The organism is Nostoc sp. (assembly GCF_036917465.1).
GTDB lineage: Bacteria > Cyanobacteriota > Cyanobacteriia > Cyanobacteriales > Nostocaceae > Nostoc.
In genome coordinates, this window is record NZ_JBALDL010000090.1 from 1 (window position 1) to 17,672 (window position 17,672).

General features: G+C 42.8%; 14 protein-coding genes and 2 pseudogenes. 8 read left to right on the forward strand and 8 right to left on the reverse strand.

Annotation, left to right across the window (positions count from 1 at the left end):
* Window positions 1–630: 630 nt before the first annotated feature.
* On the reverse strand, window positions 631–2,130 hold the full coding sequence (gatB, locus tag V7K38_RS23695) for an Asp-tRNA(Asn)/Glu-tRNA(Gln) amidotransferase subunit GatB (protein ID WP_334861259.1): 1,500 nt from the start codon (window positions 2,128–2,130) through the stop codon (window positions 631–633).
* Between the two features lie 205 nt (window positions 2,131–2,335).
* On the opposite strand from gatB, the gene V7K38_RS23700 reads away from it, so the two are divergent.
* Entirely contained in the window at window positions 2,336–2,527 is a 192-nt protein-coding gene (locus V7K38_RS23700) for an SDR family NAD(P)-dependent oxidoreductase (RefSeq protein WP_334861283.1), read from the forward strand.
* A gap of 34 nt (window positions 2,528–2,561) precedes the next feature.
* Window positions 2,562–2,813, forward strand: a complete 252-nt coding sequence (locus tag V7K38_RS23705; protein WP_334861285.1) for an SDR family oxidoreductase — start codon at window positions 2,562–2,564, stop codon at window positions 2,811–2,813.
* Between the two features lie 104 nt (window positions 2,814–2,917).
* Here the strand turns inward: V7K38_RS23705 and V7K38_RS23710 are convergent, their stop codons facing one another.
* Window positions 2,918–3,493: a TMEM175 family protein gene (locus V7K38_RS23710; protein ID WP_334861261.1), complete on the reverse strand. Its 576-nt coding sequence runs from the start codon at window positions 3,491–3,493 to the stop codon at window positions 2,918–2,920.
* A gap of 731 nt (window positions 3,494–4,224) precedes the next feature.
* Between V7K38_RS23710 and V7K38_RS23720 the strand changes: the two genes are divergently transcribed.
* The gene (locus tag V7K38_RS23720; protein ID WP_334861263.1) at window positions 4,225–6,327 is read left to right on the forward strand and encodes a beta strand repeat-containing protein; all 2,103 of its coding nucleotides are present in this window, start codon (window positions 4,225–4,227) and stop codon (window positions 6,325–6,327) included.
* A 205-nt stretch (window positions 6,328–6,532) separates the two neighbouring features.
* Here V7K38_RS23720 and V7K38_RS23725 read toward each other — a convergent pair whose 3' ends face one another.
* The 3 genes from V7K38_RS23725 to V7K38_RS23735 all read right to left on the reverse strand — a co-directional run bounded on the left by V7K38_RS23725 (window position 6,533) and on the right by V7K38_RS23735 (window position 8,119).
* A complete protein-coding gene (locus V7K38_RS23725) occupies window positions 6,533–7,126 on the reverse strand; it encodes a Uma2 family endonuclease (RefSeq protein ID WP_334861265.1) in 594 nt (197 codons plus the stop codon).
* 165 nt (window positions 7,127–7,291) lie between these two features.
* Window positions 7,292–7,474 (reverse strand): hypothetical protein, encoded by a 183-nt coding sequence (locus V7K38_RS23730; protein WP_334861267.1) that lies wholly within the window; start codon window positions 7,472–7,474, stop codon window positions 7,292–7,294.
* Window positions 7,475–7,480: 6 nt separating this feature from the next.
* Window positions 7,481–8,119, reverse strand: a complete 639-nt coding sequence (locus tag V7K38_RS23735) for a transaldolase family protein (protein ID WP_334861269.1) — start codon at window positions 8,117–8,119, stop codon at window positions 7,481–7,483.
* Window positions 8,120–8,384: 265 nt separating this feature from the next.
* On the opposite strand from V7K38_RS23735, the gene aqpZ reads away from it, so the two are divergent.
* Both aqpZ and V7K38_RS23745 read left to right on the forward strand, forming a co-directional pair.
* Window positions 8,385–9,083: an aquaporin Z gene (gene aqpZ / locus V7K38_RS23740; protein ID WP_334861271.1), complete on the forward strand. Its 699-nt coding sequence runs from the start codon at window positions 8,385–8,387 to the stop codon at window positions 9,081–9,083.
* Between the two features lie 93 nt (window positions 9,084–9,176).
* Entirely contained in the window at window positions 9,177–11,702 is a 2,526-nt protein-coding gene (locus V7K38_RS23745) for a cyclic nucleotide-binding domain-containing protein (RefSeq protein WP_334861273.1), read from the forward strand.
* Window positions 11,703–11,732: 30 nt separating this feature from the next.
* Here the strand turns inward: V7K38_RS23745 and V7K38_RS23750 are convergent.
* Window positions 11,733–12,055 (reverse strand): annotated as a pseudogene (locus tag V7K38_RS23750) (DUF4351 domain-containing protein); the annotation flags it as partial.
* 1 nt (window position 12,056) lies between these two features.
* Window positions 12,057–12,932: an Rpn family recombination-promoting nuclease/putative transposase gene (locus tag V7K38_RS23755; protein WP_334861275.1), complete on the reverse strand. Its 876-nt coding sequence runs from the start codon at window positions 12,930–12,932 to the stop codon at window positions 12,057–12,059.
* A 227-nt stretch (window positions 12,933–13,159) separates the two neighbouring features.
* On the opposite strand from V7K38_RS23755, the gene V7K38_RS23760 reads away from it, so the two are divergent.
* Both V7K38_RS23760 and V7K38_RS23765 read left to right on the forward strand, forming a co-directional pair.
* Window positions 13,160–13,498 (forward strand): hypothetical protein, encoded by a 339-nt coding sequence (locus V7K38_RS23760; RefSeq protein WP_334861277.1) that lies wholly within the window; start codon window positions 13,160–13,162, stop codon window positions 13,496–13,498.
* A gap of 61 nt (window positions 13,499–13,559) precedes the next feature.
* The gene (locus V7K38_RS23765; RefSeq protein ID WP_334861279.1) at window positions 13,560–16,139 is read left to right on the forward strand and encodes a HEAT repeat domain-containing protein; all 2,580 of its coding nucleotides are present in this window, start codon (window positions 13,560–13,562) and stop codon (window positions 16,137–16,139) included.
* A gap of 472 nt (window positions 16,140–16,611) precedes the next feature.
* Here the strand turns inward: V7K38_RS23765 and V7K38_RS23770 are convergent, their stop codons facing one another.
* Window positions 16,612–17,091, reverse strand: a complete 480-nt coding sequence (locus tag V7K38_RS23770; RefSeq protein ID WP_334861281.1) for a hypothetical protein — start codon at window positions 17,089–17,091, stop codon at window positions 16,612–16,614.
* 388 nt (window positions 17,092–17,479) lie between these two features.
* Between V7K38_RS23770 and V7K38_RS23775 the strand changes: the two are divergent.
* Window positions 17,480–17,672: pseudogene (locus V7K38_RS23775) on the forward strand (hypothetical protein); the annotation flags it as partial.

Genomic DNA, 17,672 nt, shown 5'->3' on the forward strand with positions numbered 1-17,672 from the left:
ACTATTTTTTCTCGAAGATCGACAGAGTAGGACTTCATTTAAAAGTATTTATATTTTAATCTAGTGTACCTCATAATAGATGCAAGTGCTGTAATGCACCAGTTGGCGATTAGCATAATTGTTTTTACCTTTCTTATGACGAAAGACAAATATGAAAAAAGAGAGCAATTTGGGTCGCTCTCCAGATCATTACGGTGCATCTTTTACTTACAATTTCTATTTTAGAATCTAAGGGTTAATACTTATTTATTAAGATTGTTTATAAAACTTCGACGAAGTTTTTCCGTAGATACCACAAAACAAGATAAAAAAGAGAGCTACTTAGGCAGCTCTCCAGATCATCAGGGTGCATCTACTTACCACAGCATAGCATTTGAGGTATGCGGGTTGTCACCATGTTTTATATAAAGATTTGATGAAGGAATACGGGAAAATACTTACTTGGAAATTGGGAATTGGGCATGGGGAATTGGGAAAGCTCTCTTCTGCTCCTCTACCCTTCACGCAATAAATTTGGCTGGAGAGACTACTACTTACTACAGCGTGGTGTAAATAAGCCACCCATTTAAATAAAATGTCTAAACCCCTTACCAAACAGTAATTACGAATTCCCAATTCCCCAAAGCGTTACTAGGCGTTCAGTTTTTTATCCACCAATTCGTTAGTCAACTTAGGATCGGCACGTTTGGCTGTCTTTTTCAGAACTTGTCCGACAAAAAAGCCTTTGAGGTTGGTGTTACCGTTGCGATACTTTTCTAGTTCTTTAGGATTAGCGGCTATGACTTCATCAACGATGGGTTCTAGTACACTAGGATCGGTGATTAACTCAAGACCTGCAAAGGCTTTTTCAGGAGAAATCCCATTGAGTAAATCTGGCAACTTTTCTTTAGCTTGAGCATTGCTAATTTTGCCCGTTTCAATGCGAGTAATAATCTCAGCTAAATTGGTGGGAGTCAACCCGATTTGAGTAATACTGAGTTTTTGCTTATTAAGGTAGGCGGCGATATCTTGAGTAATCCAGTTTGCAGCAGCTTTGGGATTTGCTCCAGATGCGATCGCAGTTTCAAAATATTCTGTTACTGGACGATCTTCTGTCAGCACTCGCGCATCATAAGCTGAAAGCCCCAACTCATTTTCATAATGATGACGTTTTTGGGCTGGTAATTCTGGTAATTCGCTACGCCATTGCTCTAATTGAGCATCTGTCACTTCAATTGGTGATAAATCTGGTTCGGGGAAGTAGCGGTAATCGCTAGAACCTTCTTTTATCCGCATACTACTTGTGCGTTGAGCGCCTTCTTCCCACAGCCGAGTTTCTTGGATGATGCGATCGCCCGCTTCGATTGCGGTGATTTGGCGCTCAATTTCGTAGTCAATCGCCCGTTGGATGGCGCTGAAGGAGTTCATGTTTTTAATTTCTACCTTCGTGCCAAATTCCTTTCGTCCCACCGGACGCACAGAAATATTGACATCGCAGCGCAGAGATCCTTCTTGCATATTCCCGTCACTCACACCGAGATATCGGACAATCCGGCGTATCTCTTCGGCATATTCAGCAGCTTCCAATCCAGAACGTAAATCAGGTTCCGAGACAATTTCGACTAATGGTATACCTGCGCGATTGTAGTCTACTAGAGAATAGGAAGAACCAGAAAGGCGAGTCTCGTTCCGAGAGGCTTCGCCAACACTACCTGCATGTACCAATTTTCCTGCATCTTCTTCCATGTGTAGACGTGTGATACCAATGCGTTTGCGAGTCGGATTCCCCTCAGCATCTACTAATTCTATTTCTAACCAACCATGTTCTGCGATCGGTAGATCGTATTGAGAAATTTGGTAATTTTTAGGTAAGTCAGGATAAAAATATTGTTTTCGGTCAAACTTGCTATATCTAGCAATTTGACAATTCAGTGCCAAACCAGCTTTGACAGCGTATTCTAATACTTTTTCATTCAGTACAGGTAATACCCCAGGTAAACCCATACAAACCGGGTCAATGTTAGTATTTGGGTCAGCACCAAATGCAGTAGAGCTATTAGAGAAAATCTTGGTCTTGGTACTCAACTGACAATGGGTTTCTAGACCAATAATCGCTTCATACTCAGTTTTTACAGTTGTAGCAGTTGTCATAATATCACTAATTTCAGCATAATCCTTCTTAGATTACTATTGTAGCGGCGTATTGACTTGCGCTGTAGATTAACTAATTAGTTGTCAATTTAACAACATTGATAAAATTTTAATATGCAAATTAGATGTGTTTTAGCTTATTAGCAAAGTACCCGACATCCAACGGCTGTTTGAGCAAACACTTCAACGCTTTGGCAAAGTCGATATTTTGGTCAACAATGCCGGAATCACCTTCTATAAACCAATAACTGAGGTGACAGAAGAAGATTTCGATGCGATTTTTGCTATTAACGTCAAAGGTACTTATTTTGCTTGCCAACAAGCCGCGCAACATTTAGCAGAAGGCGGACGGATTATCAACTTTTCTTCATCAACTACAGTGATGATGCTGCTATAGTGCTTATGTAGGAACCAAGGGTGCTGTTGAACAAATCACGCGGGTACTAGCTAAAGAATTGGGTGCAAAAGCGATCGCAGTTAATGTTATTTCTGCTGGCTCCACCGATACAGAACTATTTCGAGAAGGCAAAACCCAAGAACAGATAGATCGTTTAGCCCAAAAGGCTGCTTTTGGCAAACTGGGAGATGTGCAAGAAATTGCCGATGTAGTAGCATTTCTCGCTAGGGATGAAGCTAGATGGATTACTGGGCAAAACATTCGTGTAAACGGTGGAATCGCGTGAGTCTATCTAAGCTTTTCTCATACGTGTTTTATGCGGCGACGGGTTTTGCCGTTATGATGTTTTTTGTGTTTAGGTATTGCACTTGTAGGTAATTCATAATTCCTTTAGGAAGTGAGAGTCTTCTCAATGCGACGGTCAGGGATAAGCCAAATAATTGCAACTAAAACGTACAATGCACAGGCAAACCATGAGTTCAAAAAGGCAAGTGGAATTGCTACTGCATAGAATACCACCGATTTTTTTCCTTTGAAATCTTCACCAACTGCGATCGCTAATGTCGAATCTCTACCGTGATGAGAAATTAGGGCGCGGGTAAGAATAAAGTAAGCGATCGCTGCAAACAACAACACCGTACCATAAAGTGCAACTGGCATAGCGGCAAAGTGATTTTCGCCCATCCAACCTGTGACGAAGGGAATTAGCGACAACCAAAACAGCAAATGCAGATTAGCCCAAAGGATACGTCCATTAACCTGTCGGACTGCTTGTAGTAAATGATGGTGATTGTTCCAGTAGATGCCGATATAAATAAAACTCAGCACATAACTCAGAAATACTGGGATTAACGGACGCAGCGCGGCTAAATCGAACCCATGCGGCACTTTGATTTCTAGCACCATAATGGTGATGATGATGGCAATCACTCCATCACTAAAAGCTTCTAACCTCCCTTTGCCCATATCCGCATTCCTTTTGTATTTACTTGAGGTTAAGTTATGACACTCTGTACTTTATCTTACTAAAAGTGACCGCATCAAATCACTCCATAAAAAGATTAAACTATTTCTCGGACTTGATTCTAGAGTGGGTATTCTTATTGACCCTGATAAACTTTTAGTCAGGTTATCAGTAATGTCTGCGATCGCGGAGCGTAATAACCTTTCGTAAATTTCTCAGTAAATAATGTGAATAATATGCAAAGTTGTGTCTTGAAGCAAAGATATCTAAGTAAATACGGTAGTATACGGTCAGTGTTAGGTTCTTGAGATGTTATCTATTCTCAAGCTAAACATCTACCCAGAATCGCGCCGAAGGAGGGTATAAAAGTTTATTTATCGAGTCAGAGTCAACTATTGACTATTTTCTCAACTAGAAGGATTTAGGCGCTGGCAAAAAACTAAATACGAAGACTGGATTTTTTGATACTTGTTCAGTCATTTCTAATGAACAAAGATAATTTATTTAACCTGAAATGACCTATTATTCTGAATGCAAAAGCTGATTAATTTGTACAGCGCTTAAGGCTTAGATAGTTTGAGATACAAAGATTAAGTGTTACACATAACTCAGTCAAAGGTGAATCTTCGGTAAATATTACTGTTCCTCAAAGGTGACGCATAAATGCCGAAAATTGAAAATTTCGGTTTAAAAACTTAAGTTACTGAAAAATAAATTGAGTGAAGTAAAAATTATGGCAGATATTATTGGAACCACTGATAACGATGATTTAATAGGCACTTATGAGGCGGACACAGTTAACGGTCTAGCCGGCAATGATACCATCACAAGTTCCTTTGGTAGGGACACTTTGACTGGTGGAGGCGGCAATGATACATTTATTTTCAACTACGGTAGGAGTACCACTAATATCATCACCGATTTTGGTGGTGTCGGTCAAGGCATAAGTCCTTCGGCAGGAGTCATTGCAGAAGTGGATACTCTAATATTCCAAGGCTATGACTTGACTGCTCAAAATCTGCTGCTAACCCAGAATGGTAGCGATCTAGAAATCACCTTTGAACAAGGTAGTAATCCAGTCATTCTGCAAAACTTTGCCCTGGAAAACCTGGATAATCTCAGCACATCTACAGGAGCGACTGTAGACTTGGGCAACATCCTGTTTTCTGTCCTAACTACCACCACAGATGGCTTTTATGGGTTTTCTGACCAAACTAGCATCACAGATGGCTTTGATGTCTTCAATGCCAACTCGACCCAAACCACTATCTTCAATAAAAACACAGTTACCTTCCTTAATGACCTCAACAATAACGTTAGCGGTTTCAACAACTCAAATGATGTCATCAATGGTCAGGGGGGCGATGACAAAATTTACGGCTTGAGTGGCAACGATCTGCTTAGAGGTGGTGCCGGCAATGATACTCTCATTGGTGGTGCGGGAAATGACACCCTCAATGGTGGTGAGGGCAATAACTCCCTCCTTGGTGGTACTGGTGACGATTACTTGAGGGACGACAATTCAACAGGCAGTAATTTCTTTTCTGGTGGAGATGGCAATGATTATCTTAGTGCCACTGCCACATCAGGCAATAACACCCTCAAAGGTGGTGTTGGTAACGATATTTTGATTATTGACAATTCAACAGGCGATAACCTACTTAATGGTGGGGCTGGCAATGATTATCTCTCATTATCTGGCTTCAAGTACGGCCAGTATCCTTTCCCATCAGGCAACAACACGCTTAATGGTGGCCTTGGTAATGATGGGTTGATTGCTCGGTATTCAACAGGCAATAACTTACTCTTTGGAGGCGTTGGTAACGATACCTTGGATATTAAATCGTCACAAGGCGATAACCTACTTAATGGTGGGGATGGCAACGATTATCTTATAGCCTCTGGCGATATTACCAAATATGGCATTGATCCTTCTTTAGGCAATAACACCCTCAACGGTGGTGCTGGCAATGATACGTTTGATATTAACTATTCAAAAGGCAATAACTTACTTAATGGTGGGGATGGCAACGATTATCTTATAGCCTCTGGCTCCTTCGAGCGCAACGGAGGATTCTTTAGCGCTTCAGGCAACAATACCCTCAACGGTGGCGCTGGGGACGATACATTGAATGTTGACTATTCATCAGGGAATAACCTACTTAATGGTGGGGATGGTAATGATTATATCTCTGGTTCTGGCTACTACGGACAAAATCCTTTAGGTCAAGGCAAAATTTTTCGTGTCACATTAGGCGATAACACGCTCAACGGTGGTGCTGGTAACGACATATTGAATGTTGACTATTCATCAGGCAACAACCTACTTAATGGTGGGAATGGTGATGATTATATCTCTGCCTCTGGCTTAGTATACAACGACACCCAGGGAGTAAATATTGTCACATCAGGTAATAACACCCTCAATGGTGGTGCTGGTAATGATACATTGAATGCTGAGTATTCATCAGGCAACAACCTATTTAATGGTGGGAATGGTGATGATATCCTTACAGGCGGTCTTGGTAATAATACCTTTGTCTTCAAGAGTTACAATGAAGGGGTTGATAGTATTTATAACTTTAACGTAACTAATGATGTGATTCAGGTATCGACTACTGGTTTTGGTGGTGGTTTATCAACTTCTTCATTGTTAGATACTCAGTTTACCATCGGAACATCTGCAACCACAAGCAATCAACGATTTATCTATGACTTTGCTACAGGTGGACTGTTCTTTGACCAAGATGGCAGTGAATCTGGCTTTACTCAGGTAAAATTTGCACAATTATCTGCTGGATTGTCACTAACCAAGAATAATTTTGTGGTTTTGTAATCGGAATTAGCACTCTTGTATCATTAGCTTTAAGCTTTGCGAGGTGCTATTTTTAGCATTTCGCATTTCTCTTTGGCAGCCATTTTTTCTTGTATTACAGCGATGTCTTCTCTACCAGATGCTACGCATAGCTTGCTGGCTACGCCAACGCAAAATTATTTAATTCTCATTCGCCAATTTCCGCCGTAATTCCCGAATAGCAGCGCTAGTATTCCGTTCGTAGCGCAATTTTTAAACATTCTGTAACTACCTCTGACACGTTGATATTAGGGAAATAACGGCTACTAGTTTCAATAGTGTAGCGATCGCCTTGCAATCTGTAAATCACCAGAAGGTTTTTCCTCAACAACCAAACTTCTGGTACTCGATAAGGTAGGTAGTCATTGACATCGGTGTAGCTGGTGATGTCTATCTCCACCACTAAATCGGGTGATGGATCAATGCCCCAATTGATGCGGTTTTTACCTGCAATTGCTTCCCAGTTCTCAATATAAAAACAGTAGTCTGGTTCTATACCGCTTTCTTGTGGAAGTTCCATTGTGATTGGGGTAAATGCCTCGTATTCTTGTCCCAGATGGTCGAGTAAAACTTTGACTACATCCGCAATTACACTTACTTTGCGCCCATGTTCTGGTAGCGGTGCCATCAAGAAAATTTCTCCATCTCGATACTTAATGCGAGGAGAAGAGCGATCGCCTAGTTGTTCATTCAATGCTTGATAGTCTTGCCAACTTCCGAGTAGGCGTATTACCGCACCTGGGGGCAAATGGATTGTATCGGGTGTAACAACAGCGAACATACAACTGAACCTCCACCTACACTGTAATGCTTAAATATCAACTGCTGCGACTGAAAAATATAGCAGCGACAATAATTAAACCTAAAAGTACCAAGGGAACCCAGAGATTAGGGATATCTGACAAACTCATAAGTAATTTAAGAAAGTAGAACTGAATTCATAGATTTAGCTGGTTGCTAATATACAAGTTGTCGTCACTACACTAACTTCTGTCGTTATCACACAATAAGCTGTTGTCACTATACTAACTTCTGTCGTTATCACACAATAAGCTGTTGTCACCACACTAACTTCTGTCGTTAGCACACAATAAGCTGTTGTCACCACACTAATTTTTGTCGTTAGCACAAAAATTTAAATTGTTAACCCAATACCTCCTTTAGCAAATTCTTCAACAGTTTTTTGTGAAAATTCATGAGTTGCGATCGCCTGCAACATTGCCAATGGTAAAGTCAGATGATCCGCCCCAGCTTGCAATGAAGCAGCTGCTTCTTCAGGAGATTTGATACTAGCTGCCAAAATTTTCGTATCACTACCTTTGAGGACGCTAGCCATATCCCGCACTAAGGCAATACCGTCACCTAACAACCGAGTAGCGCGATTTACATAAGCTATGGCAATTTTCGCTCCCGCCTCCCGTGCTACTGCTGCTTGGGCTGCACTGTAAATTGCTGTCACCGAACAGGTAATTTCTGGTGATAGACTCGCTACCACTTCAAAACCTAACGGTGTTGCAGGAATTTTCAAAATTGTTTGTGAACCAATAATCTCGAAAGCTTTTCTACCTTCAGCTAGCATCCCAGCTTTATCAGATGCCACAAGTTGATAATATAACGCGCCATTTGTCAAAGCTACCAATTTTTTGAGCGTGGTTTCTGGTGGGGTGTCGCTTTGAGACAACAGCGTGGGATTAGTTGTAATGCCTTTCACCCATCCCCAAAGTTTTACCACTTCAGCTTCAGATGCGATCGCTGAGTCTAGATAAATTGCCATAATTTCTCCCGATCAATTCCCCGATATTAATATGTAATAGCTGTATATGATTCGTGACAAGTTCCAACAGTTTTTAACTGGATAGAACACATCATGGCTGTAAAGGCACAGCTATGCTGTGTTCTATCCATCTGGTTTATAGTTTATGGAAATTAAAAGCGCTGTAATTTTTTACTTAATAATCCAGAAGCGAGTATTTATCTTAGTGTGATTCAGCTAATGTGTACAAATATCAATCACGTCTAGCCAGTTATGGCATTATCTCATGAATCGTTACTCGTTAGCCAAACGATGTTTTGCAGAGGCTTTAGGTACAGCTTGGTTGGTTCTGATGGGCGTGGGTACTGCGGTTATCTCTGGTGCAGTCCCTTGGGTTGGAGTGACTGGGGTAGCGATCGCTTTTGGCTTAAGTTTGTTGACTGCTGCCTATACTTTTGGTTCTATTAGCGGATGTCACATCAACCCCGCAGTCACAATTGGTTTTTGGGTAGCCAAGCAATTTTCTTTCCGAGACGTTTTGCCATATATAGGAAGTCAGGTTCTCGGCGGAATTTGGGGGACGACTATCCTATTTTTGATTTGCATGGGCAAGCCTGGGTTTACAACAGCCGACTTTGGTTCTAATGGGGTGGGAGTTCACTCGCCTGGTAACTATAGCTGGTGGGCTTGTGCATTAGCCGAATTCATTGTTACCTGTGGCTTTGTGCTGCTGATCTTGAGCGTCACATCAACTCCTACTTTCAAGCAGTCTGCACCGATCCCTATAGGTTTAGGGCTTACCTTGGCGCATCTTATTCTCATTCCGGTGACAAATGCCAGCGTTAATCCGGTGCGATCGCTAGCCACAGCTATTTTTACTCAAGATTGGGCATTGGCTGACCTTTGGATTTTCATCGTGTTTCCAACTTTAGGTGGAGTTTTGGCGGGTATAGTCACCCGATGGTTACAAGAACCAGACATTTAATACTACAGGCACTGCATCGCCACACCCAGATATTTTGACCTAGCTTTCAAGGGATAATTCTTCTTATACAGCAGCCTGCACGGAGAACTTAATATGACATCTCCAGAAACGGTCTTATGGCTACAAGAACGCACCTCTTTAGGAATTCTCTCGCCTGAAGTGTTAAATGCGATCGCACAAGTAATTAAAGAACAAGTTGTAAGTGCCGAAACTGACTTAGTTAGTGAAGGCACTCCTCCAGAAGCACTTTATATTCTTGTAGAAGGTCAACTCGAAAGCAATACCACCAATGAAACCAACCCAGCCTTAGCTTGTGGATTCCTTCCCGGATCAGTGATTGAACTCAAAGAATTGCTGTTGGATGAATTAACTCCATTCACAATTACTACAGTAACTGAATGTCACTTGTGGGTTGTGCCTGGTGATAAATTTCGCGCTTTAGTTACCCAATACCCCGAAATTACTCAGGCTTTTTCCCGCCAATTGGCTCAAGAATTAGCTCAGGCGACATCTGCACTTGGTTACGAACAAGAACGTTCCATAGCTTTGCGACCATATTTAGTTACTAAAGCGCAACGGGGAATTGTCGGTACTAGTCGTTATGCTGTACGGTTGCGAGAACAAATTCGTTTATCGGCGGCTGATCGCAAATCAGTGGATATCTTTGGAGAACCAGGGTTAGAAAAGGACAACATAGCAGCCCTGATCCACTTTGGTTCTCCAAAACGGCGAGAACCGATAATTAAAGTCAATTGCGGTATTCTGCAAACTAGCGGTGCAGATTTATTCGGTCGCGCTGGCGGTAAACCAGGACTATTGGAATGGTTGGGAGAAGGTACTTTAGTTCTTAACAATATCCAAGAATTGCCCGAAGAATTATTACCTCCCGTGACGCAGTTGCTTAAAACTGGCACATATACCCCCGTGGCTCGTTCGGCAGAAACAGCGCCTGAACCTCGCCCCAGTAAAGCCAGAATTCTGATTGTTTCTGAAAAAACTCTGCCGACTATTGAACGTTCTGTTGGTCACATTATTAAAGTTCCACCGCTACGGGTGCGGAAAGCTGACGTTCAAGCACAAGTTGAATATTATACTAGTCTCTACATTCGGGCTAGAGGCGTTCCGAAACCGCACATTACCCCAGAAGCTCTACGTCGCCTCCAATCTTATGATTTTCCTGGCAATCTTAAGGAATTAAAAAATCTGGTTGAAAGAGCGATCGTCCAAGCGGAGGGTGCTAATGAATTAACAGAAGAAATTTTCTGGCCAGCTGAAGCAAAGAAAAAACGATTTCGGGTGAATCTGTTAAATGCCTATCCTCGTTTACGGAAGTTTTTACGTAGTCCTTGGTGGCCCGATCGCATTAATTATGGTTTTACTGCAATAGCCTTTGCAATCATCGTTGCAATATTATTTGTTGGGCCGCAAACCCGCGATCGCAATTTCGTCTTAAATTTCTTTTGGGCTTGGTGGTGGCCTTTCTTCTTATTTCTCTTTCCCTTTTTGGGACGGATCTGGTGTTCTGTTTGTCCCTTCATGATTTACGGAGAAATTACTCAAAAGTTATCTCTCTGGCTGTGGCCTCGAAAACTCAAGCGTTGGCCAAGAGAGGAAGCTGAGAAATGGGGCGGATGGTTCATGTTTGGTTTATTCTCCCTAATTTTCTTATGGGAAGAACTCTGGCATTTAGAAAATACTGCTTACCTCAGCGCTTGTTTACTGCTGTTAATTACTGCTGGGGCAATGATTTTCTCCGCCATTTTTGAGCGGCGGTTTTGGTGTCGATATCTCTGCCCTATCGGTGGGATGAATGGTTTATTTGCCAAACTCTCAATGACGGAACTCCGCGCCCAGCAAGGGATATGTTCTGCCAGTTGCACCACATATCAGTGTTATAAAGGTGGGCCGCAAAAGGGCGAAGGGCTGGAAACCAATGGATGTCCTTTATACTCGCATCCCGCGCAGTTAGAAGATAATAGAGATTGCGTACTGTGCATGACTTGCCTGAAAGCCTGTCCTCATCGTTCCGTTGAATTCAACTTGCGTCCCCCTGCAATTGAACTGTGGACAACTCATGTACCCCGCACCTATGAAGTAGCATTATTGTTTTTGCTGTTGGGTGGAATATATCTGCATCGCTTGCCAGAATTACAATCTTGGTTGGGGTTACAACTCGATTTAACTCAGTTTTGGCAGCACTTGGGATTATCGCTGCTAGTGTTAATTATCCCAGCGATATTTACCTTTGGGGCTTATGGCTTGCTGAAACTGTTGAATTTTAACCGGAAGCCAAAATCATTTGTAGAACTTGCTTATGGCTACCTACCATTGGTGTTAGGAGGAAACTTGGCTCACTATCTGCGTTTGGGCTTAGGCGAAGGCGGGCGAATTTTACCTATTACCTTTGCTACTTTTGGTTTTGGTGGAGAACAATTGCCTATATTGGTTGCTCACCCGGCTGTGATTGCCTTTTTGCAAGGTGCAACGATAATTTTCTCAGTGTTGATGACTATGTTATTGACGCAAAAAATTGCAAAACAATCAGTGCGATCGCTCATACAGCAACATTTAGCAGCGATCGCTTTGGGAGTTAGTATGTGGGCGATTATTGTGTTGTAAAAACATTCCCTTTTCAGCAGAAGGATATTGCTACTCTAATGTAGTAAACCAGACTTCTAAATCCGCGATCGCCTGAAAATCCAACAATGCTTCACCAAGATTTTCTAATTGTTCTAAGGAGAGATTTTCAATCTGCGATGTCTTCGACAAGCCGCTTTGCGTCTACGCACCTCTTGGGGTAATTCTCCCACCCGTCGAGTCAGTTGACGGAGAATGAGCAATTGCCCTTCTGCTTTTCGTCCGCGTTGTTCTCCACGTTGTTCTCCTCGTTGTTATCCTTCAGCGAGAATTTCTTGATAAATTACTGACTCGCGCATCATACCCTCCCGAAATAATTGTCGAATCAAATCCTTGCTACTCTAATTTACTAAACCAGGATTCTAAATCCGCGATCGCCTGAAAATCCAACAATGCTTCTGCGAGATTTTCTAATTGTTCTAAAGAGAGAGTTTCAATCTGCGATCGCACCTCTTGGGGTAATTCTCCCACCCGTCGAGTTAGTTGACGGAGAATGAGCAATTGCCCTTCTGCTTTTCGTCCTTGTTCCCGTCCCCGTTGTTCTCCACGTTGTTCCCCACGTTGTTCTCCTCGTTGTTCGCCTTCAGCGAGAATTTCTTGATAAATTACTGACTCGCGCATCATACCCTCCCGAAATAATTGTCGAATCAAATCCTGATTGTATTTTAACCCCGCTAAGATTTGGGTGTAAGCAGAAATTTCTGGTCGTTGTGTTGGCTCAAGTTGATTGACTTTTTCCACAACTCGTTGTAATAAGCCTTGGGGTTGCGTGGTTGCTGCTAGTGGTGCTAATGGTAATAAAGCTGGGTCATTGAGGAATGATTCAGGATTTTCTGACCACATTTGAATCACGCGATATTCATGACGAGTAGTTTCGACTGAAAAGACAGTTTCAATTACCGTTCCTGGTGCAGAGGGAAGCAATAATACGACAACTTGGGTTATGGGTAGACGATATAAACGATACAAGCGTACCCAATAATCTAGCATCCGCAAGGGTAGTGGCGGTGTAGATTCTAGTTTGGTTTGAAATTCCAAGTGGAGAATGCGTCCTTCTAGCTGTAAGAAGGTAACGTAATCAGCGCGAATCGGTTCAATACTCAATTCGGTTTTGAGAACTTTGACGCTTGTTTGCTCTGTACCCAAAACCCAACTAGCAAAACGTTCGGGATGTTTTTCGGAAAGTAGTTTGCAGAGGTTATCGAAGGACATTGACGATCGCCAGCAATTGAATGAGACATTGTTATTATCTCGTGCAGCAGCATTTAGGAGCGATCGCTCTGGGAGCTAGTATGTGGGCGATGATCTCTCTCCAAAAAGGCTAATCACTTAGGCTAGGTGCAAAAAGTGAGTTAAAAACATTCTTCTTCCCTACGAACGTGATAGAAAATACTTGTATGAATTATGATTTTTGACTCATAGTGTAAGGATTACAGATAATGCATGTTCTCAAAAGATCCATCAAGCCAGCACCTTATATATCGTTCCTCCACATTTACCAAACGACTTGGGGGACGGCTGGGGATATTTGTTTAATCCGGGAATCTGTAGCTGAAGAAAGTACAGCGAAGTTTGTCGGGCATAAAATCCAAATAGTAGTTCCCAAAGGGTTGGAGCGCGATCGCATCGCCAATTGTCCCATAATCAAAGTTGCAGGTAATGTTGGCGACGGACATCCTAAAGAGCATCCCTTGGAATGGGAGGCTTATGAAGGTGTAAATACCGAACTAGCTGAAGCGGCTCTCAAACCTTGGGGCTTCAAGTTAATTGAGCTTTAATGTAGCGAGTTGATTCAGTTCAACTCGCCGGGACGTGGCGCATTACCAATTGGCTTCAACCATGCCTAAGCATCTACTTAAAAAGCGATCGCCGCTCTTTTTCCTTTTTCCCTTTATCCTGCTGTTAACACTCCTCTTCGCCCTGCCTTGGGTGAGTGCTAAAGAACAGCCTAAGCCCAAACCGGAAGCGTGGCAGATTAACGGTATCGTTGCTGCCCTTGATGATGGATATGAGGAAGTAAAGAAACTCGCTTTTGATAAATTCAATGAATATGATCTAAAAAATTTAAAATCGGTGTTTCAGAAACCAGAGGATATTGCTCAGAAAGCTGCCAAAATCCTCAAGGATAAATCCGTTGACAAAGATGTACGTTCCAGTGCAGCATCGGCATTGGGAAATCTGGGGGAGGCAGCCAAACCCTACGTCAAAGATATCCTCGACTTCCTCAAGGATAAATCCGTTGACTCTTATGTTCGTTCCAGTGCAGCATCGGCATTGGGAAATCTGGGGGAGGCAGCCAAACCCTACGTCAAAGATATCCTCGACTTCCTCAAGGATGAATTCGTTGACTCAATTGTTATTTACCGTGCAGCAGAGGCATTGGGAAATCTGGGGGAGGCTGCCAAACCCTACGTCAAAGATATCGCTGACATCCTCAAGGATAAATCCGTTGACTCAAATGTTCGTTCCGGTGCAGCAGTGGCATTGGGAAATCTGGGGGAGGCTGCCAAACCCTACGTCAAAGACATCCTCGACTTCCTCAAGGATAAATCCGTTGACTCTACTGTTCGTAGAGGTGTAGCAGAGGCATTGGGAAGAATAGAACAACTCAACCTGAATAATATTGTTGTAATTCTGGATAGCATCTATTACGCAGGTCAATCAGAATTTGAACAATGGCGATTTTTGACATATTTTCTGGGTGGCGGAACTGTTGAAGTCAAAATACTGCTCACATGGCTGGGTTTTCCTGAGACTAAAACGATTTCTCATAAACTAACCCACGATCGCGGTGATAAAACTCTCAAAATCTTTGCCCAAGTTTGGGAACCTAGTCGAGATTTTACACGATTACGCGAAGACTTAGCAAAGCAAATTGCTGTAGTTGCAAGAAAAGTCTCTTGGCAACCACAAGATATTGTTATTTTAGAAACTCACTACAACAACCTCAAAAACGCCGGATTCAACGAAGCTGATTCACTGCAATCAGTAATAGTTAACCTCAAAGGTTGGCAGTGGTTTCTCAACGCCAGAATGATGATTTTAATTCACGCTACCTTCTGGCTTGCCCTCATCTTCGCTTACCCCAAATTTCCCCAAGTCCAAGCTATCTTCTTCTGGAACCCTTGGGTAAGACGCATCTTAGGCGTGGGCTACGTCGGCTTTCTCCTCGCTTGGATTCCCTTTTTCCGTCGCAAATTATTTGAACCCTTCAAGCCTTCCCTGTTAGCCGATGCCGGGTTAGATAATTTTAACCCCCAAACATACTTCCCAGAATCTCAGGTGAAACTTCCCAGTGCCGAAAAACCCCAAGCAATTACCCAGGTGCTACCCAGCATCACCGGGCAAATTGTTCTAGAAGGTGATTCCGGCTTGGGTAAGTCGATGTTTCTGCGCCATCTGGTAAAAACCTCACCGCGCATTGTGGTTTATCTCCCAGCCCGTAAGTGCGACAAGGGGGTAATTGAAGCAATTCAAGCCAAGCTGCACGGGCAAGCACAAGATGCTGATTTTCTCAAGAATTTAATTTATAGTGGTGCGTTAGATATCTGCATTGACGGACTCAATGAAGTCACAGCCGACACCAGGGCTAAAATTTGCCAGTTTGTCGAAAGCTATTTCCGGGGTAACATTATCATGACCACCCAGCCCCTAGAGTGGACACCACCTTCAACAGCCAAGATATATAAATTACAGCCCCTTGAACAAGCCCAAATTCAGCAATTTTTGCTTTCCCGTCAGCCGCGACTCCCCAAAGATGCGAAAGTACAAGGTGATGATTACAAACAAGCTTGCAATAATTACTTAGCTCAATCCCTCAGCAACCAGGAATCATCTGAGGAATTAGCTGCTAATCAAAGGGTTCTCTCTAACCCAATGGATTTAACTGTTGTGGCGTTAATGATCTCCCAAAGCGAATACCCCGACCTGTTTCACTTGCAAGAACAGCAATATAATTTGATAGCAGCCGAATACCTGCAAGAGTGGAACCAGGAATTTCCCTTAAAAAAATTCTCCGATGCTGTTTATCAAATGCGGCTAAACGATGAACAAGCGCTACCTGCGGATGATTTTTACCAGGTAGTCCAGTCTTTAGAAGATGATAAATATAAAATGGTGGTCAGCCGTCAGTGGCAAAACGAAGCAGGTGCAGCCAAGAGAGAATGGTATTTCCGCCACGACAAGATTATGGATTTCTTTTTAGTGCAGAACTTTCTGGGCGATAGTGATGAAGCGAAAAATCGGCTGATTGACCACATGGGCGACTCCCGTTTTCGGGGTGTGTATTTTTTGCTAGTCAATTTACTGCCTTTAGATGCTGCTAAAGAATTGAAGGAAAAATTAGTTCAATACGCCGCCGATACCAAAGACCATACTGTGAGTGATACCTTTGTGCAATTGTTGCGACCAAGGGCGTGATATTAATTCGTAATAGAGCCTCCGGCACGCTCCGCGAACGTAATTCGTAATTCGTAATTAGGCATTGACAGAAAATAATAAATATATATCGCGGAAAAACCATATTTCTCGTAGGGGTTTAGCATTGCTAAACCCCTACTCCACGGGTAATTTAATAGAAAGGAGGATTTCTAGATAAGAGGATGTCTGAGAAGTATCAAATATTTATTGATCCCCCCTAACCCCCCTTAAAAAAGGGGGAATAAGAGTGTAAAAGTCCCCCTTTTTAAGGGGAGCCACTGCGGTCTTGGGGTCTCCCCAAGTGGAGCATGTGGCGTGGATTTAGGAGGATCTCTAAGCATTCGGTGTATACAAAAAACTTTTCAGACATCCTCTAAGAGTGAAAAGTCAGATATTGAAATGAGTGCAATAAAGAGATTGCCTCTGTCTTACCGCCAAGTAGAATCAATGCTCAATTCACTTGGAACTAAGCTTAAAACGTAGGCCCAGGAAAAGGTGGTACAGGTGGGATTCCACGTTCCCAGCCGCGATCGCGGTCATAGCGGCGATTATTGTCACGGTCATAGCGGCGATTGTTATCACGGTCATAGCGGCGATTGTTATCGCGGTCATAGCGGCGATTGTTGTCGCGGTCATAGCGGCGATTATTGTCGCGGTCATAGCGGCGATTATTGTCGCGGTCATATCGGCGATCGTTGTCGCGGTCATAGCGGCGATCGTTGTCACCAATGTTGCGAAGGTCGTTCTGGCGGTCATAATCACCATTTCTGTTGTGACGACTATCACGTTGGTAGTTACGATCATCGTTGCGTTGATAGCTGTAGTTATCTAACTCAGCAAGATAAGACGCTGGTGTATTAGCCCCAGCTTTTGGAGAAATAGCTAAAGCTGATGCAGATGCTATCAAGCCAGCCAGCAAAATAGAGGTGAAGCGGTTCATAATGTTAGTCAAAAATTATTGACATTAATTGATGCAAGTCCAGTCTGTTTAGGAAAAGCAGATTCCACAAGTCTTTAAATCTATGCTATCAGTCTTGAATAAATCAGAAAGTTTTCTTGGGTGCGGTGATTGAGAAAACTTTTGTTGCCTGTGATACTTTCTGATCTTCCAAATCTCATGAAAAGTTAAAATTCAAATGAGTATTTGAACTGGATGAATCCACCTTTTATCTCCGTTAACGAGTCTTTGAACCAATACGGTTAGGTTAAGATCCCCCCGCCTACGGCGACCCCCTTAAAAAGGGGGTAAAAGATGGTTATAAGCCCCCCTTTTTAAGGGGGGTTGGGGGGATCTTGGAGGAATAAACACCTTAACCGAACCGTATTGGTCTTTGAACTGGATGAATCCACCTCCGAACTCCGTTAACGAGTATTTGAACTGGATGAATCCACCTCCGAACTCCGTTAACGAGTATTTGAACTGGATGAATCCACCTCTGAACTCCGTTAACGAGTATTTGAACTGGATGAATCCACCTCCGAACTCCGTTAACGAGTATTTGAACTGGATGAATCCACCTCTGAACTCCGTTA

What these genes read in the sequence shown, in the direction of transcription:
- gatB (WP_334861259.1), bottom strand. Translation starts at nt 2,130, where the DNA reads ATGACAACTGCTACAACTGTAAAAACTGAGTATGAAGCGATTATTGGT.
- V7K38_RS23710 (WP_334861261.1), bottom strand. Translation starts at nt 3,493, where the DNA reads ATGGGCAAAGGGAGGTTAGAAGCTTTTAGTGATGGAGTGATTGCCATC.
- V7K38_RS23720 (WP_334861263.1), top strand. Translation starts at nt 4,225, where the DNA reads ATGGCAGATATTATTGGAACCACTGATAACGATGATTTAATAGGCACT.
- V7K38_RS23725 (WP_334861265.1), bottom strand. Translation starts at nt 7,126, where the DNA reads ATGTTCGCTGTTGTTACACCCGATACAATCCATTTGCCCCCAGGTGCG.
- V7K38_RS23735 (WP_334861269.1), bottom strand. Translation starts at nt 8,119, where the DNA reads ATGGCAATTTATCTAGACTCAGCGATCGCATCTGAAGCTGAAGTGGTA.
- aqpZ (WP_334861271.1), top strand. Translation starts at nt 8,385, where the DNA reads ATGAATCGTTACTCGTTAGCCAAACGATGTTTTGCAGAGGCTTTAGGT.
- V7K38_RS23745 (WP_334861273.1), top strand. Translation starts at nt 9,177, where the DNA reads ATGACATCTCCAGAAACGGTCTTATGGCTACAAGAACGCACCTCTTTA.
- V7K38_RS23755 (WP_334861275.1), bottom strand. Translation starts at nt 12,932, where the DNA reads ATGTCCTTCGATAACCTCTGCAAACTACTTTCCGAAAAACATCCCGAA.
- V7K38_RS23760 (WP_334861277.1), top strand. Translation starts at nt 13,160, where the DNA reads ATGCATGTTCTCAAAAGATCCATCAAGCCAGCACCTTATATATCGTTC.
- V7K38_RS23765 (WP_334861279.1), top strand. Translation starts at nt 13,560, where the DNA reads ATGCCTAAGCATCTACTTAAAAAGCGATCGCCGCTCTTTTTCCTTTTT.